The following is a 21,856-nucleotide window of genomic DNA, read 5'->3' as shown; positions in this document are numbered from 1 at the left end:
ACTTTGGGATGAAATTTAAAGCCCGTTCCGCGACACCCGGTCGGTGGACGAATGTTGATAATTTGAAACTTTAAATGGGAGACCAGTATGGCGATCAGTTTGCAAAAAGGCGGTAACGTCAACCTCAGCAAGGAAGCACCCGGCCTGACCAAAGTCGTTATCGGCCTGGGCTGGGACCCGCGCGCCACCGACGGCGCGGCATTCGACCTCGACGGTAGCGCCTTCATGCTCAAGGCCGACGGTAAAGTGCGCGGCGACAGCGACTTCATCTTCTACAATAACCTCAAATCGACCGACGGCTCGCTGGTCCACAACGGCGACAACACCACCGGCCAGGGCGAAGGCGACGACGAGACCCTGACCGTCGACCTGGCCCGCGTGCCGGCCGAAATCGACCGCCTGTCCTTCTGCGTGACGATCCACGAAGCCGAGGCGCGCAAGCAAAACTTCGGGATGATCGGCAAGGCCTTCATCCGCTGCCTGAACGCCAACGGCAATGCCGAACTGGCCCGCTACGACCTGTCGGAAGATAGCTCTGTGGAAACGGCGATGATCTTCGGCGAGCTGTACCGCGCCGGCGCCGAGTGGAAATTCAAGGCCGTCGGCCAGGGCTTCAAAGGCGGCCTCGGTCCGCTGGCGCGCTCGTTCGGCGTCAACGCTTAACATCTAGTACGAGTACCCCATCCGGCGCCCGTCGCGCGCCGAACGTTCAAACCGGGAGGCCAGCGTCTCCCGGTTTGCTCGTGCGCGCAAGGTACGTGTGGCCGGGGCCGGTGCCTGCACTGTTTTTACCATCGATCGACATGAGGACTGCATGAGCATTTATCTGAGCACGGGACGCCACACCTTTCTGTCCGGGGCTTTCCTGTGAGCGCGCCGGAACGGGTTTGCCGCGTCTGGTATAACAGCGCCTTCTCGTCCATCGCGAACGTGCTCACGCTCATCCGCGAGGCCGACCTGGCCGGTCGGTTCCACACCATTTACACGCACCCGCACGCCCATACCTCGGCGGCCGGCGCCGCGCACGAGTTCCACCTCGAGCCGAAAGGCCTGGCGGCGGCCGATTATGTCGATTGGTGCCTGGAATTTTGCCGCGAGCACAAGGTCGACGTGTTCGCGCCGGCCAAGCACGCGTCCGCGCTGAGCGCGGCGCGCGGGCGCTTCCTCGAGCACGGCATTCGGGTGCTCAGCGCCGCCGCGTCCGACAAGCTCGACATGATCGACGACAAGGCCGCCTTCTACGCCAGCGTGGATCTGCCGCTGGCGCCGCCGCCGGAGTTCCGCGTGTTCAAGGACATCGCCCAGTTCGAGGCCGCGCACGCCGAGTTGCGTCCGCTGCACGACGTGCTGTGCGTCAAACCGGCGCGCTCGGTCTACGGCCTCGGCTTCAGCGTGCTGGACGAGGAGCGCAGCAGCGCCGCGTTGCTGCTGGCCGGCTCCAGCTACCGTATCGGCCTGGGCGACCTGCGCCGTGGTCTGGCCGAGCTGGAAACCTTCCGCACCATGCTGCTGATGGAATATCTCGACGGTTACGAATACAGCGTCGACTGCGTCGGCGCCAACGGTCATCTGGTCAGCGCCGTGGCGCGCAAGAAGCTACCGCAGCCCGGCCACGGCCAGGTGATCGACATGCGCGCCGACATCGTCGAATCGTGCGCCAAGCTGGCTGCCGATTTCGGCCTGGGCGGTATGTTCAACGTACAGTTCCGCGAAGGCCGCGGCGGCCTGCGCCTGCTGGAAATCAACGCGCGCGCCTCGGGCGGCATCGGCATGGCTTGCCTGGCCGGACCGAACCTGCCTTATCTGGCGCTGATCAGCTTTGTCGACGGCCATGAGGGGCTGACGCATGAACAACTGACGGTGCGCGATGGCATGCGCGTGGGCGAGCTGGGCACTGCGGTGGAATTGCCATGAACGGGCCCTCGCCATTTCTCGGGAATGTCGAGGTGGAACTGCCGACCGGCACCCTGGAGCTGCGGGTGGCCGACAGCGAGTTCGCGCCGGACAGCCTGCTGGGCTTTGCCGCGCGCGACAACGCCAAGCGCGGCTTCCTGTTCCTGAGCAAGGTGCTGGGCAAGCACTGGCCGGTGACGCCGCAACGCATGGCCGAGATCCACGAGAGCCTGGCGGCCGGCGTGCCGGAACTGCCGGGACCGGTTGTGTTCATTTCGATGGCCGAAACCGGCATCGGCCTGGGACAGGGCATGTTCGAAGCCTGGCAGCGCGCCCATCCCGACCAGCCGGCGCTGTTCCTGCACACCACCCGCTACCGGGTCGGCGACGAGCCGCTGATCGAATTCGAGGAGGCGCACAGCCACGCGCCGCGCCAGTTCCTGCATTGGCCTGCCGATCCGGCGCAGCGCGCGCTGTTCGCCGGCATGCGCTCGCTGGTGCTGGTCGACGACGAGGCCAGCACCGGCAACACCTTCGTCAATCTGCTGAACGCCTGTCGCGAAGTGCAGCCCGACATTAGTCATCTGCATCTGGCGGTCATCACCAATTTCATGGGCGAGCAGGGTGTGGCCGCGTTGGCGGAACGCTGCGCCTTGCCGATGACCCTGGGCGCCTGCCTGCATGGCAGCTACCGCTTCACGCCTGGCGCCATGGAATCGGGCGCGGCCCCGGCGCAGCGTTTCGACGCCGACGCCGAACGCGGCGCCAGCGACCGGTTCGGCCGTCGCGGCCGCACCACGCCGCTGCGCCTGCCACAGGCGCTGGTGTCCGCGCTGGCGGCCGGCATCGGCGCCGGCCAGACAGTGCTGGTGCTGGGCACGGGCGAATTCATGCACGCGGCCTATGCGTTGGGCGCCGGTCTGGCGCGCGACGGCGTCGAGGTGATGGTGCAGTCGACCACGCGCTCGCCGATCCGCCGCTGGGGCGCGGTGGCGCACACCCTGGCGTTCGCCGACAACTACGGCGAAGGTATTCCCAATTTTTTGTACAACGTCGCTCCCGGTCAGTACGACCATGTTTTCATCTGCCACGAGACGCCGCCGAACGCCGCGTTGTCCGAGCTGGCCGCGCTGCTCAAGGCGCGTCTGTTCCATTTTAAGAGTGAGGCCCTGATTGAAGAAATTCCTGTTTGCTGACCTGGACGACACGCTGTTCCAATCCCTGGAAAAGTGCTCCGGCCGCGACGACCTCGAACCGGCGGCCGTGCTCAAGGACGGCGTCGCCTGTTCGTTCACCACCGCTGGCCAGCGCGCGATGTTCGAGTTCATGAATGACGGCATGACCATCATTCCCGCGACCGCGCGCAACCAGGACGCCTACAGCCGCGTCAAGATCGACTTCACCAGCTATGCCGTGATCAACTACGGCGGCGTGGTGCTGCTGCCCGACGGCAGCGCCGACCGCGCCTGGCTCGAACGCATGCGCCCGGCGATGCTGGCCGCGCAGGACGGCCTGGCCGAGCTGGGCCGCCTGATCGACGCCTACGTCGAAGCCGCCGGCCAGAGCAGCCGCTGCCGCATCGTCGAGGACTATTCGATTCCCTTCTATCTGCTGATTAAGGACGCCGACAAGATCGCCGCCCGGCTCGAACCGATCGAGCGCGAGGTGGTGCGGCCGTGGCTCGAGGCGCGCGGCCATGACTACTTCATCCACCGCAACGCCAACAACCTGGCCATCCTGCCCAACGCGTTGAACAAGTCGCACGCGGTGGCCTACGTCACCGAACTGCTGCGCGCCGAGCACGGCCCGCTGCTGACCTTCGGCATCGGCGACAGCCGGTCGGACGCCCGCTTCATGGCCGCCTGCGACTACGCCATCGTGCCGCGCGGCACGCAGCTGGCGGGGATCGCCCTGGAGCCGCTATGAACTTCAGCGGCAGCTACCACGGCGACGACGTGCGCTTCCTGCTCAAGCGGCTGGAGCTGGCCTCGTTCGTCGACGTGCCCGACAAGGAACGCCTGATCCAGTCGGGGCAGCGCCACTACAGCGAGATGCTGTCGCGCGAGTCGCTGCCGTCGCCGCGCTACCTGGACGTGTTCGGCCAGGCTTGCGCGGCCAACCTGGAGCGCATGGCGCGCGACAGCGTCACCCTGGCCGGCCTGATCGCGCGCCGCCGCCCCGGACCGGTGACCCTGGTGTCGCTGGCGCGCGCCGGCACGCCGGTCGGCGTGGTGCTCAAGCGCCTGCTGGGCGGCGTGTTCGGGCGCGAGGTCGCGCACTATTCACTGTCCATCATCCGCGACCGGGGCATCGACCAGGTCGCGCTGGAGTACATCCTGGCGCAGGGTCACGCGCCCGAATCGATCGTCTTCATCGACGGCTGGACCGGCAAGGGCGTCATCGCCGCCGAGCTGCATGCCAGCATGGCGGTGTTCAACGCGCGCCACGGCTGCGCCATCGACACCGGCCTGTACGTGCTGTCCGACCTGGCCGGCGTGGCCGCCCGCGCCGCCGGCCATGACGACTATCTGATCCCGTCGAGCATCTTGAATGCCACCGTGTCCGGCCTGGTCAGCCGCTCGATCCTGAACGACGAGATCGGTCCGGACGATTTCCACGGCTGCGTGTACTACGCCGAGTTCGAGCCGCAGGACCAGTCGCGCGCCTTCGCCGACCGCCTGGTCGAACTGGCACAGCAGTGGGCCGACGGTCCGGCCGCCATCGACGCCGTCATCGGCCCGGCGAGCGAACCGGCCAGCGCCACCACCGCATTGGCCGAAGCCGCCACCGAGGCCGCGCGCGCGACGGCGGCGCGGGTGTCGCGCGATTACATGGAGACGGCCATGCGCGTGCACGGCATCGCCGACCGCAACCTGATCAAACCCGGTCTGGGCGAAGCCACGCGCGTGCTGTTGCGGCGCACGCCGGACAGACTGATCGTGCGCGACGCGGCCAGCGCCGACGTCGCCCATTTGCTGGTGCTGGCACGCGAAAAAGACGTGCCGGTGCAACTCGATCCGGAGCTGCCTTACCAGGCCGTTTCCATCATCAGGAGTATCGCCGATGGTTAAGACACTAGGGGCTTCGCTGTACGTGCCGGCGACCCACAAATATCTGATGGACGTCGCCAGCGGCACGCGCCTGGGCAATGTGCGCTCGCTGATCATGTGCACCGAGGACGCGGTCGCCGACCGCGAGCTCAGCTACGCCTTGTTCAACCTGTCGCTGGTGCTGGCCAATATGCCGGTGGCGAGCCAGGCCGAACGCTTCGTACGGGTGCGCAACCTGGACGTGATGACGCGCGTGCTGGCCATGCCCGGCGCCGACAAGCTGACCGGCTTCGTCATCCCCAAGGCCACCCAGTACAACCTGCCGATGTACTGCAACCTGGTGCGCGATACCGCGCACGTGCTGATGCCGACCCTGGAGACGGCCGAGGTGTTCTACGACGCCGAGATGCACGCGCTGCGTCATCTGATCAGCTCGCCGGGCATCCGCGAGCGGGTGGTGGCGCTGCGCATCGGCGGCAACGACCTGCTGGCGCTGCTGGGCCTGCGCCGGCCGCGCAACATGACGATCTACCGCACGCCGCTGGGGCCGGTGATCGGGCGCCTGGTGACGACCTTCCGGCCGCACGGCTTCGCGCTGACGGCGCCGGTGTTCGAGCATCTGGACCTGCCCGAGCTGCTGGCCGAGGAGGTCAACGAGGACCTGGCGCACGGCATGGTGGGCAAGACGGCGATCCATCCGAGCCAGATCGATCCGATCGAAAGCCATTATCGCGTCTCCGCCAGCGACCTGGAGGAGGCCTCCGCCATCCTGCGGCCGGACAGCCCGGCGGTGTTCGCGATGAACCAGTCGATGTGCGAAGTGGCCACCCACCGCGCCTGGGCCGAGAGCACGCTCGAACGCTCGCGACTGTTCGGGTCCCATCCCCGCCAGGCGCAGGAGACCATGCAGGCCGCAACTTCGCCGGTGCTAACGAGTCAAACTATTCTGAGGTGATTGAAATGAAACAATTCTCGCGTGGACAAAAGAGCAAACTCGACGACCTGGGCTGCGGCCAGTCGTTCAACGTCGATGTGGAACTGAAGCTGGCCGGCACCAGCGCCGACGTCTCGTGTTTCGGACTCGACAGCGCGGAGCGCCTGTCGGACGACCGTTACATGGTGTTCTACAACCAGCTGGCCAGCCCGGGCGATGCTGTCAAGCTGACCATCGCCGGCGACCGTTCCAGTTTTGCCGTCAACCTGGCGGCGCTGCCGGAGTCGATCTCCAAGCTGGTGTTCACCGCCGCCATCGACAGCGGCGCCATGCGCTCGCTGAGCCAGGGCAGCGTGACGGTCGGCGGCGTGGCGCAGTTCCCGCTGGCCGGCGCCGACTTCCAGGATGAGAAGGCGGTGATTCTGGCCGAGCTGTATCGCAAGGATGGGCTGTGGCGTTTCGGTGCCGTGGGGCAGGGTTTCAACGGTGGTTTGTCGGCGTTGCTGACGCACTTCGGCGGAAGCGAGAGCGCGTCGTCGTCGGCTTCGGCGCCGTCGGCCGCGCCGGCCCCTGCGCCCGCGCCCGCGCCGCAGGCCAGGGTGTCGCTGTCGAAGGTCACGCTGGAAAAGCGTGGCGACAAGATCTCGCTGGAGAAATCGGCGTCGCGCGGTTTCGGCCGTATCCACGTCAATCTGAACTGGAACCGCTCGGCGGCGGTCGCGCCGGCGGAGAAGGGCGGCTTCCTGTCCAAGCTGACGGGTGGCATGCGCTCGTCCAAGGGGCTCGATCTGGATCTGGCCTGCATGTTCGAGCTGGCCGACGGTTCCAAGGGCGTGGTGCAGGCGCTGGGCAACAGCTTCGGCAATTTCAATGGCCGTCCTTACATCCAGTTAGAGGCCGACGACCGCACCGGCGCCAATGTCGATGGCGAGAATCTGACGATCAACGGCCAGCACTTCGACGAAGTCAAGCGGGCGTTGATTTTTGCGTTTATTTACGAGGGCGCGCCGAACTGGGCTGCGACGGATGGCGTGGTCACGATCAATGTGCCGGACCAGCCGCCGATCGAGGTGCGTCTGGACCAGGGCGCCAGCCAGCGCATGTGCGCGATCGCGATGATCGAGAATGTGGGCGGCAAGCTGCAGGTGACCAAGCTGGTGGATTACATCGTACCGGAAGGCGGCAAGAGCATGCACGAGGTGATGGATCGCAAGTACAACTTCGGCATGAAGTGGGTGGCGGGTAGCAAGGGCTGATAACCCGGGTGCTCGTGTGGATGGGGCTCAACATGGACCGTTGAACCACGCGTCGATCTACATCACGTAGGGCGGATTAGCGAAGCGTAATCCGCCATGTGTGTGCCGCCGACGGCTCATAAATGGCGGATTACGGCGTTCCGCCTAATCCGCCCTACGTGTTTTAGAATTTGATCACTACCGCGATCACGACCGCGACCAAGGACCGTTTCGCACGCCGCAGCTGCCCGTCACCACCCGTTCAAACGGGGCCAGCGGGCGATGGGCCCGTTGCCGTCGAGCGCCTGGTATTCCGGATATTGCGCCCCGGTGGCGCAGGCGTGGTTGGGCAGGATGCGCAGCTGGGTGCCGATCGGAAAGCGCGCGGCGATGTCGCCATCGACGCCGTCGCGCAGTGACAGGATGCCGTGCTCCTGGTTGGCGCCGCTGAGCACATAGCCGGCGATCGGCGTGCCATCGACGTCGCACACCTGGCCGTAGCCGAAGTCCTGTTTCTGTTTTTGCGTGCCACGGTCGCGGCTCATCGCCATCCAGCCGGCGTCGACGATGGCCCAGCCTTTTTCCTCCTGGTGGCCGATCACCGTGGTCAGGACGCTCAGGGCGATCTCGTCCATCGCGCACACGCCGATGTTGTGCATCACCAGATCGAAGAACACATACACGCCGGCGCGCACCTCGGTGACGCCGTCGAAGGATTGCGCCGACAGCGCGGTGGGCGTCGAGCCGATGCTGACCGCCTCGCACGGCAGGCCGGCGGCGCGCAGCCGGCCTGCCGCGCCGACACAGGCCTTGCGCTCCTGCTCGGCGATGGCGGTCAGCTTGACCGGGTCGTCGAGGTCGTAGCTGGAGCCGGCGTGCGTCATCACGCCGCCCAGCAGCATTCCGCCTTCGTGCAGATGGCGTCCGACCTCGAGCAGCGTGTCGAGCTCGGGGCGGATGCCGGAACGGTGGCCGTCGCTGTCGATCTCGATCCAGACTTCGAACCGCATGTCGTGCTCAGTGCCGAAGCGTACGATGGCCTCCGCCGAAGCCAGGCTGTCGGTGATGATTTTCAGGTCGCAGCCGCGCCGGCGCAAGGCCATCGCCTGCGGCAGCTTGCTGCCCACCATGCCGACCGCGTACAGGATATCGGTGGTGCCGGCCTCGAAGAAACGCTCCGCCTCCAACAAGGTGGAGACCGTGATGCCGCGCGCCCCGGCGGCCAGTTGCATCGCCGTCACCGGCTCGCTCTTGCTGGTTTTGATGTGAGGACGGAAGCGCACGTGCATCGTGTCCATCCTGTCTTGCATGCGTGCGACGTTGCGCCGCATGCGCGGCACATCGATGATGGCCGCAGGCGTGTTCAGACCGGTAAGCGCCGACATGTTTTCTCCTTGATGAATGAACTAATGCGCCTAATGTAAGTCTTATTCGTCAACTTATGTTTAAATGGAAGACAATAAAAGCTTAAGCAAAATTGAATGATCAAGATAGAAGACCTGCGGCTGATGACGACCTTGGCGCGCAGCGAGTCGCTGAGCGAGGCGGCCAGGGCGCTTAACGTCACGCCTTCGGCGCTGTCGATGCGCTTGCGTGGCCTGGAGCGGGAGCTGGGCCTGTCGCTGGCCACCCGCACCGCGCGCATGCTGACGCTGAGCGCCGACGGCGAGTTGCTGGCGCAGGAGGCGGGCGCGCTGCTGGCGCGCCTGGAACAATTGCCGGACCTGTTCGAGCGCGGCGCGCAGAGCGTGAAGGGCAAGCTGCGGGTGGCGGCGCCATTCGGCTACGGCCGCCAGCACATCGCGCCGTTGATCGCGCGACTGGCCCGGCTGTATCCCGAGCTCAGCGTTCAACTGGATTTGCGCGAGACGCCCTGGCCCGAGCGCGCCGAGGCCGATATCGTATTCCACATCGGCAGTGTGCGCGATTCGTCCTGGGTGGCGCGCACCATCGCCGAGAACGAGCGCTGGGTGTGCGCCAGTCCTGCCTATCTGAACAAACACGGCACGCCACGCACGCCGCGCGACTTGCTCGATCATCCATGCATCTGCATCCGCGAGAATGACGAGGACGTTACCCTGTGGCATTTCAGGAAGGAGAAGGGCACGGCGGACGGACGCCTGGGCGGGCGCGAATCGGTGCGCATCCATCCGGCGATGGAGAGCAACGACGGTGGCACGGCGCGTTACTGGGCCGAGCAGGGGCTGGGCCTGGTGTTGCGTTCGCAATGGGATGTGGAGGAGGTCGTGCGGAGGGGCAAGTTGGTGCGGGTGCTCGAGGAGTGGCAATTCGATGCGGCGCCTATCCTGATACTTATACCGTCAAGCAAAAATCTACCGTCGCGGGTGCGAACGGCGTTCGACTTCTTCATCGAAGCCCTGCGGCCAAAAGTTACCACGGATCCACGTAGGGCGGATTAGGCGGCACGCCGTAATCGGCCATAGAAAAGCCGTCGACGGCGCGTGCATCGGCGGATTACGCTGCGCTAATCCGCCCTACGTGTTTCCGAAGTTCATTTAGTGCGGCAGGGACGGCATCGGCAACTCGACCTCTTCCTTGCGCGCGGCGATCGCTTCGCCCAGCGCCGCCAGGTCCAGCTTGGCCTTGCGAGCTTTCGGGAACATTTCCTTCTCTTCTTCCTCGACGTGGTGCTCGATCTGCTCGGACAGCACCTTCACCTTGGCGTCATACAGATCGTCGCCCGGTTCCATCTCCAGGATCTGCGCGATCAGGTCCTTCGCCGAAGCATGCTCGACAGTAGCCTCGTCGACCAGATCTTCGGTGTCGCCGCTGGCTTCGCGCACGGCCGGATAGAAGATTTCTTCCTCGGCGGTGGCGTGCTTGGTCAGTTCCAGGCAAATCTGCGTAGCCAGTTTTTTCTTGCTGGCGGTCGAGCGGTCGCTCAGGTTCTCGTATTTTTCAAACAGTTCCTTGACCGTTTTGTGATCCTGCGTCAGCAGTTCGATGGCGTCGATGGAGCCGGTGTCCTGCGGCGCGCGCGGCGCCTTGCTCTTGGCGGTGGTGGTGGTGGTCATGTCGTTTGCCTCGTATCGGTAAGGGGTTGTATGGTTATTTCGATTTCGAGCCGGAGGAGGATTTGCCGGCGGTCGATTTTGCCGACGACTCGCTGGCCGATGCCTTGCTGCCGGACGTGGCGGACTGGCTGTTGCCCTTGCCGCTGCCGCTGTTGCCAGCGTTCTTGGCGGTGCCGGTTTCTTCCAGTTTGCTGTTGCCGCCGTTTTTGCCGCCTTGGGTTGGTTTGCTCATCATCGTCTCCTGGGGTTCAGTGGGTTGTACCGCTAAAGTTAGCAATTGAAAAGCTTTGCTATGGAGTCATAGTAGACGCGCGCTCAACCATCCGCTGTAGGACCGCTCCCTGTGTCCGTGTAGGTCGTGTTACCCAACAGTTGTGTGGTCGAATGCTACAATTGGAAGCTTGCTTTTACCCAATAATCCTGGCCACTGCGGGGCCACATTCCTTAAAGAAATTCGCATGACGTCCGACACTTCCCTGATCGTGCAATCGTTGCCGTTTGCCATACTTGTCCTCGACGCCACGCCGGATTTTGTCATCCGCCACGCCTCTGACGAATACCTCGAGGCGACTTTGACGAGCCGGGCCGATCTGATCGGCCGGCCCCTGTTCGAGGCCTTCCCGGGGGATACGGCCGAAGCCGAGGGGCCGGTGCGGTTGCGCGCCTCGCTGGAATCCGTGGTGCGCACCGGACGGATGCACGCGATGGAGGTCCAGCGCTACGACGTGCCGGACCGGAACGGCGGCGGCTTTATCGTCAAGTCCTGGCTGCCCACCAACATCCCGGTGCGGGGCGAGGACGGCCGCGTGCGCTTCATCCTGCACCGCGTCTACGACCTGACGGCCATCCTGGCCAGCGAGGATGGGCAGGGCGTGAGCAGCCAGCCGCCACACCTGACGCGTTCGCTCCAGGACTTGCGGCAGTTGGCCGAACTGATGCGAGAGGGCGAGGGCCGGCGCCGCCACGCCGAGGCGCGCGCGACCGAGGCGGGCGAACGCCTGGAGCTGGCCGTCGCCGCCGGCGAACTGGGCACGTTCTACTGTCCCATGCCGATGGGGAAGATCTTCTGGAACGACAAGTGCAAGGAACATTTTTTCCTGCCCGAGGACGCCGAGGTCGACTTCGATGTCTTTTATAGCCGCATCCATCCGGACGACCGCGAGCACACCCGTGCGGCGGTCGACGCCAGCGTCGTGGATAAGAAGGGGTACGACGTCGAGTACCGCGTGCTGGCGCCCGACGGGCGCGAGCGCTGGCTGCGCGCCAAGGGCCGCACCTATTACGACCGAGACGGCGCGCCGACCCGCTTCGACGGCATCACCATCGACATCAGCGACACCAAGCGCATCCAGACCGAGCTGGCGCGCAGCAACCAGCAGAAGGACGACTTCCTGGCCATGCTGGCGCACGAGCTGCGCAATCCGCTGGCGCCGATCACGGCCGCCGCCGACCTGCTGGCCATCGCGCCGCCGGAGCCGGCCCGCATCGCCCGCATGAGCGAGGTGTTGTCGCGCCAGGCGCGGCACATGTCGGCCATGCTGGACGACCTGCTCGACGTCTCGCGCGTGACGCGCGGCATGGTCGAGCTCAGCAAGACCGTGATCGATTGCAAGCAGGTGGTAGCCGCCGCGCTGGAACAGGTCAACCCGCTGATCGAGACGCGCGGCCACAAGGTGAGCACGCAGATCACCTACGAGCAGGCGCGGGTGGTCGGCGACGAGAAGCGGCTGGTGCAGGTGCTGGCCAATCTGCTCAACAACGCGGCCAAGTACACGCCGGCCAGGGGCGCGATCGAGCTGGCGCTGCGCGTCGACGGCGGCGAAGTGGTCGTCACGGTGGCCGACAATGGCGCCGGCATCGCCGCCGACCTGCTGCCCCATGTGTTCGAACTGTTTGTCCAGGGCGCGCGCACGCCGGACCGGGCGCAGGGCGGGCTGGGGTTGGGACTGCCGCTGGTTAAGAGTCTGGTCGAGTTGCACGGCGGGCGTGTGGCCGCCAACAGCGGCGGCCCCGGCGCCGGCAGCGTGTTCGAGGTCCGCCTGCCGCGCCATCAGGTGGCCGATGCGGGCGACGCCACCGGCGGGTTGGCGCCGCAAGCGGGGCAGGCGTTGCGCATCGTGGTGGTCGACGACAACGCCGACGCCGCGTGGACCCTGGCCACCTGCCTGCGGGCGGTCGGCCACAGTGTCGAGGAGATGACCAATCCGCGCGCGGCGCTGGCCATCCCGGCGGGCCGCGTGCCCGACGTGTTCCTGCTCGATATCGGCATGCCCGACATCGACGGCCACGAACTGGCGCGCCGCCTGCGCGATCAGCCGCATACGGCCGGGACGCGGCTGATCGCCGTCACCGGCTACGGCAACATCGAGGAAAAGGCGGGCGGCAAGGGCCACTTCGACCGCTATCTGGTCAAACCGGTCAATTTCGGCAAGCTGATGCAGTTGCTCGAGGACGTGATGGCCACCTGATTCCGGTGAATCGGGTGATTACGGCGTTCCGCCTCATCCGCCCCGCGTATTTCCGTGGCTTTGCTCAGCTTGTTGATCAATGCGTGGAGAGGGCTTTTTCCCGGCGGCTAAAATGCTAATATTTCAGTGAGGGTTGGCTTGGGGCCGACTATATACATTGAAAGCGTTTATGACACGTCGACGTCTCCCGGCCACGACCCTGCCGGCGTTCTTGATCACCTGCTGCATCGCGCTGACGTTCCCGGCGCAGGCCGAACGCCTGGCCTACAACTTCAACCCGGACTGGCGCCTGGCCGTCGCCGATCCCGCCGACGCGGCGCAGGCCAGCTTCGACGACCAGGCCTGGAAGCGCGTGACCCTGCCGCGTGCCTGGAACGAGGACGACGCCTTCGGCAAGGATATCGTCGACCAGTCGACCGGCGTGGCCTGGTACCGCAAGCGCTTCACCCTGCCGGCGGCCGCGCGCGGACAGAAGGTGTTCCTGGAATTCGAAGGCGCGCGCCAGGCGGCCGAGGTCTACGTCAACGGCAAGCGCATGGGGTTGCACGAGAACGGTATCAACGCCTTCGGCTTCGACATCACCGCCGCGCTGGTCGACGGCGAGAACACGGTGGCGGTGCGCACCGATAACAGCTGGGACTACCGCGAGAAGGCCACCGGCCAGCGCTATCAGTGGTCGGACAAGAACTTCAACGCCAACTACGGCGGCCTGTCGAAGAACGTGCGCCTGCACGTGACGGACAAGCTGTATCAGACCTTACCGCTGTATTCGAGCCTGGGCACCACCGGCGTCTATGTGTACGCGGGCGACTTCGATATTCCCGGGCGCCGGGCGACGGTGACCGCCGAATCGCAGGTACGCAACGACTACGACCAGCCGCGCACCTTCACCTACGAGGTGCGCATACGCGACCGCGAAGGCAGGCAGGTGGCCGCTTTCAGTTCGCCCGCGCAGACGCTGGCGCCGGGTGCGATGACGATCGTCAAGGCCAGCGCGCCGGTCAAGGACCTGCACTTCTGGAGCTGGGGCTACGGCTACCTGTATGACGTGCGGACCATCCTCAAGGTCGACGGCAAGCCGGTCGATGAACTGGCGACGCGCACCGGTTTCCGCAAGACCGGCTTCGCCGACGGCATGGTCAAGCTGAACGACCGCGTGCTGCAGATGAAGGGCTACGCGCAGCGCACCTCCAACGAGTGGCCGGCGATCGGCATGTCGGTGCCGGCCTGGCTGAGCGACTACAGCAACGGTCTGGCGCTGGCCAGCAACGCCAACCTGATACGCTGGATGCATATCACGCCATGGAGGCAGGATGTCGAATCGCTCGACCGGCTTGGCTTGATGCAGGCGATGCCGCCGGGCGATTCGGAGGCCGACGTCACCGGCCGGCGCTGGGAGCAGCGCATTGAAGTCATGCGCGACGCGATCATCTACAACCGCAATAGCCCGAGCATCATCTTCTACGAGAGCGGCAACCGTGGCGTGAGCGAGCCGCACATGCTGGAGATGAAAGCGCTGCGCGACCAGTTCGATCCGCACGGAGGCCGCGCCTCGGGCAGCCGCGAGATGCTCAGCGCGCGCCTGCAGCAGGTGGCCGAGTACGGCGGCGAGATGCTATATGTGAACAAGAGCGCGCGCATCCCGATGTGGGCGATGGAGTATTCCCGCGACGAGGGCGCGCGCAAGTTCTGGGACGATCTGACGCCGCCGTTCCACAAGGACGGCGACGGCCCGCTGCACAAGGGGCAGGACGCCAGCGTCTACAACCGCAACCAGGACACGCACGCGATCGAGAACGTCAAGCGCTGGTACGACTACTGGCGCGAGCGGCCCGGCACCGGCACGCGCGTGTCGTCGGGCGGCGTCAATATCGTTTTCTCGGACAGTAACACCCACCATCGCGGCGCCGAGAATTACCGCCGCAGCGGCGAGGTCGATGCGATGCGCATTCCCAAGGACGGCTTTTACGCTCATCAGGTCATGTGGGACGGCTGGGTCGATGTCGAAAAGCCGCGCGCCCACATCGTCGGCCACTGGAACTACCAGCCCGGCACCACCAAGGCGGTGACGGTGGTCTCCAGCGCCGACAAGGTGGAGCTGCGTTTGAACGGCAAGCCGCTGGCGCAGAGCCAAGGCCGCCAGAGCGAACGCTTTTTGTTCACGTTCGACGACGTGGCATGGCAGCCGGGCGAGCTGAAAGCGGTGGGCTTCGACGCCGCCGGCAAGCAGGTGTGCGAAGCGGTGCTGGCGACGGCCGGCGCTCCGGCCGCGCTCAAACTGACGTCGATCACATCGCCGTCCGGCCTGCGGGCCGATGGCGCCGACCTGGCGTTGGTGCAGGTGGAGGTGGTCGACGCGCAGGGACGCCGCAATCCGGTCGCGCTGGATACGGTCAGCTTCGACCTGCAAGGGCCGGCCGAATGGCGCGGCGGTATCGCGCAAGGCCCCAACAACCATGTGCTGGCCAAGACCCTGCCGGTCGAGGGTGGCGTAAACAGGGTGTTGATCCGCAGCGCCACGCAGGCCGGCAAGATCGTCGTGCGCGCCAGCGCCCCCGGTCTGGCGGGCGCGGAACTGGTGCTGGATGCGCTGCCGGCGCCGTCGGTGAACGGCCTGTCGACGCGTTTGCCGGGCGCGGACCTGCCCGTGCATCTGGAGCGCGGGCCGACCCCGGCCACGCCGTCGTACAAGGTGACGCGGGTGGCGGTGCAACCGGTATCGGCCGAAGCGGCCAGCAACGCGGCCGATGTCGCCAACTCCTACGACGATGACGAAACCACCAAGTGGGTCAGCAAGCCGGGGGAGGGCACGCCGTCCATCACCTACCGGCTGGCGCAGGCGGCCACCTTGAACGAGATCGCGCTGAAGTTGTCGGGCTGGCGCGAACGCAGCTATCCGCTGAGGATTTCGGTCGACGGGGAGGTGGTTTTCTCCGGCATGACGCCGAAAAGCCTGGGTTACGTGACCTTGCCGCTCAAGCCGCGCCGGGGCAGCGTGGTCAAGGTGGAGTTGAACGGCGTGGCCGAGGAGGGCAATACCGTCAAGATGACTGAGGTGGCCAATCAGGCGATCGTCGACACCGGTGCCAACACCACGCCGAAAGGGGTGCTGTCCATCGTTGAAATCGAGTTTTACCGGGCGCCGTGAGGCCGGCCTCAGGACTGGATTGTGATGCTGATATGTTAATATATGAGCCCTTATCACACGCCAGTCTCCTCCTCTATGGCTTTGCAATCGCTGCCGGGCACTTTTTCGTTGGATCGTACGCGTAACGCCACCGCGCAAGTGTTTGAACACTTGCGCGAAAAGATTGTCACCAATGTGCTGGAGCCGGGCACCGTGCTCGCGCGGCAGCAACTGGCCGATTACTTCAAGCTGTCCATCACGCCGATCCGCGACGCACTGCTGCGCCTGGAGGAGGAGCGGTTGGTGGACATCTATCCCCAGCACCTGACGCGCGTGAGCGCCATCGACCTGACGTCGGCGCGGCAGGCGCACGTACTGCGGCTGTCGGTGGAGCTGGAGACGGCGCACCAGTTGTGCGGACGCCGTCCGCCGGCCCTGGACGGCGAACTGGCCGACCTGCTGGCGCGCCAGCGCATGGCCCTCCAGCGCGGCGACCTGGAGAGCTTCGCGCGCGCCGACCTGGCGTTCCACCAAACCTTGTACATGGCGGCCGACGTCGCCGACCTGTGGCATCTGGTCCGGCGGCTGAGCGGCAATCTGGATCGGCTGCGCCGCCTGCATCTTCCCCTCAACAGCAAGGCCCAACGAATACTGGACGATCACGGCGAGATCGCCGACGCCATCGCCGCCGGCAACTCCGAGCGGGCGCGCGACGCGGTGCGCCGCCATTTGTCCGGCACCTTGTCGGAACTCGACGCGCTGCGCGAGAAATATCCCGATTTCGTTTTACCGCCGGGTTAACGCGGCTTAATAGTCGCGGTCAGCTTGTTAAATGGAAGTGTCGGAAAAAACATACCATTTTAAATTCTCTCGCCAACACCGATCCGTGTGATCTAAAATATAATATATGGACGCCGCCTATATGTCGCGGTGTTGCCGTCCAATCCGGAATTGATACCAATGCGATAGTTTTGGTTATTCCGGAAGGCGTCCTCAGGATACCGCATAAGATAATAATATATTAATACACGGGTGCCCTATGCAGGCTGCGATCACTCCGACCCTGGAAATATCCGCCAAGGCCGCGCGCATTTTGATTGTCGAGGACGAAAGGGTGGTGGCGCTGGATCTTTCCTTGAGCCTGGAAAAGCTGGGATATTCCGTTATTGGAAACGTGATTTCAGCGCCGGAAGCGATCGAGTGCGCGCGCGCTAAACAGCCGGATCTGATTTTAATGGACATCCGCTTGAATGGATCGAGCGACGGGGTCGATGCCGCAAGGGAAATCCACCGGTTCATGAATTGTCCAGTCATTTTTCTGACGGCATACTCCGATGAACAAACCCTGCAACGCGCCAAGCAGGCGACGCCGTTCGGCTATCTGGTCAAGCCTTTTAAGATGCTGGAGCTGCGCTGCACGATTGAGGTCGCCTTATATAAAAATATGGTCGAGGAACGTTTGCGCGAACAGGAGCGCTGGTTTTCAACGACGCTTCGATCGTTGAGCGACGCCGTGATCGCGACCGACCCGGCGGATAAAATCAGGTTCCTGAACCCTTCGGCTGAAACGCTCACGGGTTGGCGGGAGACGGAGGCGCAAGGTCTCGAATTACAAGAAGTTCTCGGACTGGTTCGAGCCCAGGTGTCCGTGCCCGAAGTGACAAGACGCGATGGCGGCGGATTCAGGAGTTTGTCGCCTCCCGTGGAGTTGCAGACTTTTTTTATCAATAGACAAGGGGAAACCATAGAGATCGACGATGCGACCGCGCCTATCGTCGATGACAATGGAGCTTCCTTGGGCAAGGTGATGGTATTTCGTGATATCACGGAACTACGCCGCAGTCTGGAGCAGATCCGCCAGTTGACCGTCGAGCTGGAGTGGCGGGTGGGCGAGCGGACGGCCCAACTTCAAGCGGCCAATGGCCGGCTCCAGGCGGCGACCCGGGAGAAAAGTGAATTCCTGATCAGAATGTCGCATGAATTGCGCACCCCGTTGAATTCGATCATCGGATTCGCACGGCTATTCCAGATCGGTAAAATTGGCGAGCTAACGGAAAATCAACGCAGGTATATCTCGTTAATATGTGAAAGCGGCGATCGTCTGTTGTCGCTGGTTAATGGCATTCTCGATTTATCCAAGATCGAGGCCGGGAAAATGACGCTGGAACTCGAACCCGTGGATGTGAATGCCGAAGTCACTTGCTGCCTTGCCGCGCTGGCCGAACCCATTCAGCGGCGCGATATCGATGTTCGGGTCGTTCCGTTCCTGCCGACGCGGCCGCTGTGGGCGGACCGGTCCAAGATCCGGCAGATAATCTTTAATTTGCTGTCGAACGCCGTGAAATTCATGGACGACCGCGGAAAGGTGGTCGTCACCGTGCGCGAAGTGCCGCGCGCGGCGGTCTGCATCGACGTTCCGCTGGCCGGAGCGGCCCGGTTGCTCCCGCTGCCCGACCATGAATTTGGCGAGTTCGTCGAGATCGCGATCGTCGACAATGGGATCGGCATCGCCGATCTGGACGAGATTTTTCATGCGTTCACACAAATCGATTCGTTGCTCGCGCGCGCGCGTGGCGGTCCCGGACTGGGGCTGATCGTCGTCAAGGAGTTCGCCGAATTGCATGGCGGCACAGTCGCCGTCTCCAGTATTGCGGGGCAAGGGTCCACCTTCGTGGTATGGCTGCCCTTGCGCGACATGGAACAGGCCGGCACGACTGCGCACGAGGCCGTCTCGTGAACGCGCCGGCGTCGCCGCGCGGCGCGGCGCCCGGGCATGACTGCGCCGTGTTTATCGTCGATCTGGACGGCGAAATCGTGAGTTGGAATGCCGGGGCGTCGCGCTTCAATGGCATGCAGGCAAAAAACATACTGGGGCGTGTTTTCTCCAATGTATTCGCGCCCGGCGATGAACTGGCGGCCGTGGCCGAGCGAGGCGGCTACGCCGGCGACGGCTGGTGTCTCGGCACCGATGGCGTCAAGTTTTGGGCGAGCATCGTGATCACCGCGATGAGCGATTCGGCCGGCACCGCGACCGGATTTTGCGTCGTCGTTCGCGACCTGGGGGACAATTCCCTGGGGGCGCAGCATTTCCGCCTGGCGATCGAGGCCGCGCCGACCGGCATGATCGTGACCGACGCGGCCGGACGGATCGTGCTCGTCAACGCCCACGTAGAAAAGTTGTTTGGTTATACGCGCGGCGAGTTGACGGGCCAGCCGGTCGAGTTGCTGGTGCCGCCGCGATTTCGCGGCGCGCATCCGTCGGCCCGTTCGGCATTCTTTCGCGCGCCGCACGCCCGGATGATGGGGGCCGGGCGCGATCTCTATGGGCTGCGCAAGGATGGACGGGAGGTGCCGATCGAGATCGGCCTCAATCCGCTCGAAACGCCCGAGGGCGTCTTCGTGCTCAGTTCGATCGTCGACATCACGGAGCGCAAACGCGCCAGCGAGCAGTTTCGCCTGGCCATCGAGGCCTCGCCGACGGGCATGATCATGGTCGATCGGGAGGGCTGCATCGTCCTGGTGAACGCCCACGTGGAGGCATTGTTCGGTTACGCGCGCGAGGACCTGATCGGGCGCGCGGTCGAGATGCTGGTGCCTCAGCAACTACGCCAGCGCCATCCGGGATTCCGGCACGATTTTTCCAAGGCGCCGCACACCCGCCCCATGGGCGCGGGACGTGATTTGCGCGGGCTCCATAAAAGCGGGGCGGAAATTCCGATCGAGATCGCGCTGAACCCGATCGACACCTCGGACGGCGCCTTTGTCCTTTGTTCCGTGGTCAATATCACCGAGCGGATACGCGTCCAGCACGAACGCGAGACGCTGTTGAAGGAAATCCACCATCGGATCAAGAACAATCTGCAGGTGGTTTCCAGCCTCATCAGCATTCAATTGAACCGCACGGACGACGCGGCGAGCCGGGACTCGCTGGGCGGCTGCGCCGCGCGGGTGCAGGCCATCGCGCTGATCCACGCGATGCTCTATCAAACCCGCGACTACCTGCATATTCCGTTTTCGGAGTACGTCGACAGGCTGGCGGGGAACGTCTTTAGCGTGGCCGAAGGCGGGGCTGGCGCCGGCCGCGTTTCCCTTGAGCTGGCGGTCGAGAATGTCGAGCTGCACGTGGACAAAGCGGTCCCCTGCGGACTGATCCTGAACGAGTTGATCACCAACGCGCTCAAGCATGGATTTCCCGATAACCGCCACGGGATCGTGCGGGTCGAACTGCGCTCGGCAGGTCCCGACCGGTTGTGCCTGATCGTGCGGGACAACGGCGTTGGCGCGCCATCCCACCTCGACCTTCTTGAAGCCAGGTCCATGGGCATGCAACTGGTGCGCGAACTGGCCATGCAACTGCGATCGACGCTGGAAATCGAGCGGGACGGCTGGACGTCGTTCAAGCTCGAATTCTCGCGCGAGGCGTGACGAGCGGCCACACCAAGAGGTTGGCGCCTTAGCCACGATCCCGCCGATTTGGAGATCGCCGGGCGGCCAATCGAAAAATAGTATATGATGGTCGTCATGGGAATAGATATCAAACCGAAAGCCAAAGCGCCGCAGGTGCGCGCGACGCAGGCGCGCAAGGAAGTGACGCACGAGCGCATCGTGGAAGTGGCTTCGAGGGCGATACGCCGCAGCGGCTACGACGGCACCGGCGTGGCCGATATCATGAAGGAAGCCGGCCTGACGCACGGCGGGTTCTATGCGCACTTCGCCTCGCGCGAGGCGCTGCTGGCCGAAGCGGCGGACCGCGCCCGCGCCGAGGCGCTGGGTTGGACGGCCCAGGTCTTCGAGGCCGTGCCCGAGGGGCAGGGCTTGCAGGCGTTGATGCAGGCGTACCTGTCGGACGCACATTTGAACGGCGTCGAAGGTGGCTGCGCGGTCTCCGCGCTGGGCTCGGAGATGCACCGCCAAGCGCCGGAAGTGCGGCACGTGGCCACGCGCCACATCCAGCAGTTGATCGATCTCGTGGCGAAACAGATACCGGAGGGCGGAGATCGCAGCGCGCACGACGAGGCGATGGTGAGGATCAGCGCGATGGTCGGCACGGTGGTGCTGGCAAGGGCGGTGGACGATCCCGCGCTGGCGAAGTCGCTGCGCGAAGCGGCGCTCAACTATTTTTCACCGGTGGGCGACTGAAGGTCGTCCGCCAGGCGGCGGCCGCGACGGCCGTTTTTTTTAAACCAAAATATGATGATCATCATATTTTATTTTGTACTTGCCGCCGTCAATGGGGCCACAATAGGGGAATCACCATGAACAACAAGATTGCAATCGTTACCGGCGCCTCGTCGGGAATCGGCGAGGCAACGGCCGAGTTGCTGGCCCAAGCCGGCTATAAAGTCTACGGCACCAGCCGCAAGGGGGCCTCGACTTCGCGGCACGGCTTCGAGATGCTGGCGCTGGACGTCACCAGCGATGAATCGGTGGCGGCGCTGGTGGCCGAGGTGATGCGCCGGCACGGCCGCATCGACCTGCTGGTCAACAATGCCGGCTTCGGCGTGGCGCCGGCGGCGGCGCAGGAGAGCAGCATGGAGCAGGCGCAGGCCATTTTCGACACCAACTTCTTCGGCCTGGTGCGGATGACGCGCGCGGTGGTGCCGCACATGCGCCGGCAGCGCGAGGGACGCATCCTGAACATCAGCTCCGTGCTCGGTTTCGTCGCGTTGCCGTATGCGGCGCTGTACTGCGCCACCAAGCACGCGGTCGAGGGGTATTCGGAGTCGCTGGACCAGGAGCTGCGCACCCAGGGCGTGCGGGTATCGCTGATCGAGCCGGCGTATGTGAAGACGCCGTTCGACGCCAACCAGCTGCAGGCCGACGCCCAGCTGCCGGAGTACCGCGCGCTGCGCGCCGCGCTGGCGGACACGGTGAAGCAAGCGATGGAAAAGGCCGACGGCCCCGACGTGGTGGCCGCCACCGTGCTGAAGGCGGCGCGCGACGCGCGGCCGAAGGTGCGCTACACGTCGGGTGTCATGGCGGGGCGCCTGCGGGCGTTGCGCCGGTTCGCGCCGGCCGCGCTGGTGGAGGCGGGCATACGCAAGGACCTGAAGCTCGATTCGCAGCCGCCGGTCGGTCCTGTCGCCGCCGCGCTGGAACAATAACAATCATCGG

At 64.7% G+C, this 21,856-nt stretch carries 18 protein-coding genes; 15 read left to right on the top strand and 3 right to left on the bottom strand.

Annotated features, from left to right (window positions below):
• The first annotated feature begins 87 nt into the window (after positions 1-87).
• The 7 genes from MRBLMU1_RS06285 (at position 88) to MRBLMU1_RS06255 (ending at position 7,133) form a co-directional block, all read left to right on the top strand.
• Entirely contained in the window at positions 88-663 is a 576-nt protein-coding gene (locus MRBLMU1_RS06285) for a TerD family protein (RefSeq protein WP_363498639.1), read from the top strand.
• Positions 664-867: 204 nt separating this feature from the next.
• Positions 868-1,914 (top strand): ATP-grasp domain-containing protein, encoded by a 1,047-nt coding sequence (locus tag MRBLMU1_RS06280; protein WP_363498636.1) that lies wholly within the window; start codon positions 868-870, stop codon positions 1,912-1,914.
• Positions 1,911-3,089, top strand: coding sequence for a phosphoribosyltransferase domain-containing protein (locus MRBLMU1_RS06275; RefSeq protein WP_363498633.1), 1,179 nt, complete (start codon positions 1,911-1,913; stop codon positions 3,087-3,089). Before MRBLMU1_RS06280 ends, MRBLMU1_RS06275 begins: the two co-directional genes overlap by 4 nt.
• Positions 3,067-3,819 (top strand): hypothetical protein, encoded by a 753-nt coding sequence (locus tag MRBLMU1_RS06270; protein WP_363498630.1) that lies wholly within the window; start codon positions 3,067-3,069, stop codon positions 3,817-3,819. The genes MRBLMU1_RS06275 and MRBLMU1_RS06270 overlap by 23 nt, the downstream gene beginning before the upstream one ends.
• Positions 3,816-4,964, top strand: coding sequence for a cysteine protease StiP family protein (locus MRBLMU1_RS06265; protein ID WP_363498627.1), 1,149 nt, complete (start codon positions 3,816-3,818; stop codon positions 4,962-4,964). The genes MRBLMU1_RS06270 and MRBLMU1_RS06265 overlap by 4 nt, the downstream gene beginning before the upstream one ends.
• Complete coding sequence (locus MRBLMU1_RS06260; protein ID WP_363498624.1) at positions 4,957-5,898, top strand: HpcH/HpaI aldolase/citrate lyase family protein; 942 nt, start codon at positions 4,957-4,959, stop codon at positions 5,896-5,898. Before MRBLMU1_RS06265 ends, MRBLMU1_RS06260 begins: the two co-directional genes overlap by 8 nt.
• 5 nt (positions 5,899-5,903) lie before the next feature.
• On the top strand, positions 5,904-7,133 hold the full coding sequence (locus tag MRBLMU1_RS06255; RefSeq protein ID WP_363498621.1) for a TerD family protein: 1,230 nt from the start codon (positions 5,904-5,906) through the stop codon (positions 7,131-7,133).
• Positions 7,134-7,363: 230 nt separating this feature from the next.
• On the opposite strand, the gene MRBLMU1_RS06250 is transcribed toward MRBLMU1_RS06255, so the two are convergent.
• The gene (locus MRBLMU1_RS06250; RefSeq protein WP_363498618.1) at positions 7,364-8,497 is read right to left on the bottom strand and encodes a DSD1 family PLP-dependent enzyme; all 1,134 of its coding nucleotides are present in this window, start codon (positions 8,495-8,497) and stop codon (positions 7,364-7,366) included.
• Positions 8,498-8,593: 96 nt separating this feature from the next.
• Between MRBLMU1_RS06250 and MRBLMU1_RS06245 the strand changes: the two genes are divergently transcribed.
• Complete coding sequence (locus MRBLMU1_RS06245) at positions 8,594-9,532, top strand: LysR family transcriptional regulator (protein ID WP_363498615.1); 939 nt, start codon at positions 8,594-8,596, stop codon at positions 9,530-9,532.
• Between the two features lie 96 nt (positions 9,533-9,628).
• On the opposite strand, the gene MRBLMU1_RS06240 is transcribed toward MRBLMU1_RS06245, so the two are convergent.
• Both MRBLMU1_RS06240 and MRBLMU1_RS06235 read right to left on the bottom strand, forming a co-directional pair.
• Positions 9,629-10,147: a hemerythrin domain-containing protein gene (locus MRBLMU1_RS06240; protein ID WP_363498612.1), complete on the bottom strand. Its 519-nt coding sequence runs from the start codon at positions 10,145-10,147 to the stop codon at positions 9,629-9,631.
• Positions 10,148-10,181: 34 nt separating this feature from the next.
• Complete coding sequence (locus tag MRBLMU1_RS06235; protein WP_363498609.1) at positions 10,182-10,382, bottom strand: hypothetical protein; 201 nt, start codon at positions 10,380-10,382, stop codon at positions 10,182-10,184.
• A gap of 223 nt (positions 10,383-10,605) precedes the next feature.
• On the opposite strand from MRBLMU1_RS06235, the gene MRBLMU1_RS06230 reads away from it, so the two are divergent.
• The 7 genes from MRBLMU1_RS06230 to MRBLMU1_RS06200 all read left to right on the top strand — a co-directional run bounded on the left by MRBLMU1_RS06230 (position 10,606) and on the right by MRBLMU1_RS06200 (position 21,846).
• Positions 10,606-12,615 carry a hybrid sensor histidine kinase/response regulator gene (locus MRBLMU1_RS06230; protein ID WP_363498606.1) on the top strand — a complete coding sequence of 670 codons (2,010 nt, stop codon included), beginning with the start codon at positions 10,606-10,608 and terminating at the stop codon, positions 12,613-12,615.
• Positions 12,616-12,784: 169 nt separating this feature from the next.
• Positions 12,785-15,763, top strand: a complete 2,979-nt coding sequence (locus MRBLMU1_RS06225; protein ID WP_363498603.1) for a glycoside hydrolase family 2 protein — start codon at positions 12,785-12,787, stop codon at positions 15,761-15,763.
• Positions 15,764-15,838: 75 nt separating this feature from the next.
• On the top strand, positions 15,839-16,543 hold the full coding sequence (locus tag MRBLMU1_RS06220) for a GntR family transcriptional regulator (protein WP_363498600.1): 705 nt from the start codon (positions 15,839-15,841) through the stop codon (positions 16,541-16,543).
• Between the two features lie 238 nt (positions 16,544-16,781).
• Positions 16,782-18,479 carry a hybrid sensor histidine kinase/response regulator gene (locus MRBLMU1_RS06215; RefSeq protein ID WP_363498597.1) on the top strand — a complete coding sequence of 566 codons (1,698 nt, stop codon included), beginning with the start codon at positions 16,782-16,784 and terminating at the stop codon, positions 18,477-18,479.
• Positions 18,476-20,167 (top strand): PAS domain-containing sensor histidine kinase, encoded by a 1,692-nt coding sequence (locus MRBLMU1_RS06210; protein WP_363498594.1) that lies wholly within the window; start codon positions 18,476-18,478, stop codon positions 20,165-20,167. The genes MRBLMU1_RS06215 and MRBLMU1_RS06210 overlap by 4 nt, the downstream gene beginning before the upstream one ends.
• 96 nt (positions 20,168-20,263) lie before the next feature.
• The gene (locus tag MRBLMU1_RS06205) at positions 20,264-20,881 is read left to right on the top strand and encodes a TetR/AcrR family transcriptional regulator (RefSeq protein ID WP_363498591.1); all 618 of its coding nucleotides are present in this window, start codon (positions 20,264-20,266) and stop codon (positions 20,879-20,881) included.
• A gap of 116 nt (positions 20,882-20,997) precedes the next feature.
• Positions 20,998-21,846 carry an oxidoreductase gene (locus MRBLMU1_RS06200; protein WP_363498589.1) on the top strand — a complete coding sequence of 283 codons (849 nt, stop codon included), beginning with the start codon at positions 20,998-21,000 and terminating at the stop codon, positions 21,844-21,846.
• Positions 21,847-21,856 lie beyond the last annotated feature (10 nt).

Source organism: Burkholderia sp. LMU1-1-1.1 (assembly GCF_040675865.1).
Classification (GTDB): domain Bacteria; phylum Pseudomonadota; class Gammaproteobacteria; order Burkholderiales; family Burkholderiaceae_D; genus Rugamonas.
Note: the sequence above shows the minus strand (reverse complement) of the source record. Positions and strands in the feature narration are given on the sequence as shown.

What these genes read in the sequence shown, in the direction of transcription:
- MRBLMU1_RS06215 (WP_363498597.1), top strand. Translation starts at nt 16,782, where the DNA reads ATGCAGGCTGCGATCACTCCGACCCTGGAAATATCCGCCAAGGCCGCG.
- MRBLMU1_RS06260 (WP_363498624.1), top strand. Translation starts at nt 4,957, where the DNA reads ATGGTTAAGACACTAGGGGCTTCGCTGTACGTGCCGGCGACCCACAAA.
- MRBLMU1_RS06240 (WP_363498612.1), bottom strand. Translation starts at nt 10,147, where the DNA reads ATGACCACCACCACCACCGCCAAGAGCAAGGCGCCGCGCGCGCCGCAG.
- MRBLMU1_RS06200 (WP_363498589.1), top strand. Translation starts at nt 20,998, where the DNA reads ATGAACAACAAGATTGCAATCGTTACCGGCGCCTCGTCGGGAATCGGC.
- MRBLMU1_RS06285 (WP_363498639.1), top strand. Translation starts at nt 88, where the DNA reads ATGGCGATCAGTTTGCAAAAAGGCGGTAACGTCAACCTCAGCAAGGAA.
- MRBLMU1_RS06230 (WP_363498606.1), top strand. Translation starts at nt 10,606, where the DNA reads ATGACGTCCGACACTTCCCTGATCGTGCAATCGTTGCCGTTTGCCATA.
- MRBLMU1_RS06235 (WP_363498609.1), bottom strand. Translation starts at nt 10,382, where the DNA reads ATGATGAGCAAACCAACCCAAGGCGGCAAAAACGGCGGCAACAGCAAA.
- MRBLMU1_RS06245 (WP_363498615.1), top strand. Translation starts at nt 8,594, where the DNA reads ATGATCAAGATAGAAGACCTGCGGCTGATGACGACCTTGGCGCGCAGC.
- MRBLMU1_RS06255 (WP_363498621.1), top strand. Translation starts at nt 5,904, where the DNA reads ATGAAACAATTCTCGCGTGGACAAAAGAGCAAACTCGACGACCTGGGC.
- MRBLMU1_RS06220 (WP_363498600.1), top strand. Translation starts at nt 15,839, where the DNA reads ATGGCTTTGCAATCGCTGCCGGGCACTTTTTCGTTGGATCGTACGCGT.
- MRBLMU1_RS06225 (WP_363498603.1), top strand. Translation starts at nt 12,785, where the DNA reads ATGACACGTCGACGTCTCCCGGCCACGACCCTGCCGGCGTTCTTGATC.
- MRBLMU1_RS06275 (WP_363498633.1), top strand. Translation starts at nt 1,911, where the DNA reads ATGAACGGGCCCTCGCCATTTCTCGGGAATGTCGAGGTGGAACTGCCG.
- MRBLMU1_RS06205 (WP_363498591.1), top strand. Translation starts at nt 20,264, where the DNA reads ATGGGAATAGATATCAAACCGAAAGCCAAAGCGCCGCAGGTGCGCGCG.
- MRBLMU1_RS06250 (WP_363498618.1), bottom strand. Translation starts at nt 8,497, where the DNA reads ATGTCGGCGCTTACCGGTCTGAACACGCCTGCGGCCATCATCGATGTG.
- MRBLMU1_RS06265 (WP_363498627.1), top strand. Translation starts at nt 3,816, where the DNA reads ATGAACTTCAGCGGCAGCTACCACGGCGACGACGTGCGCTTCCTGCTC.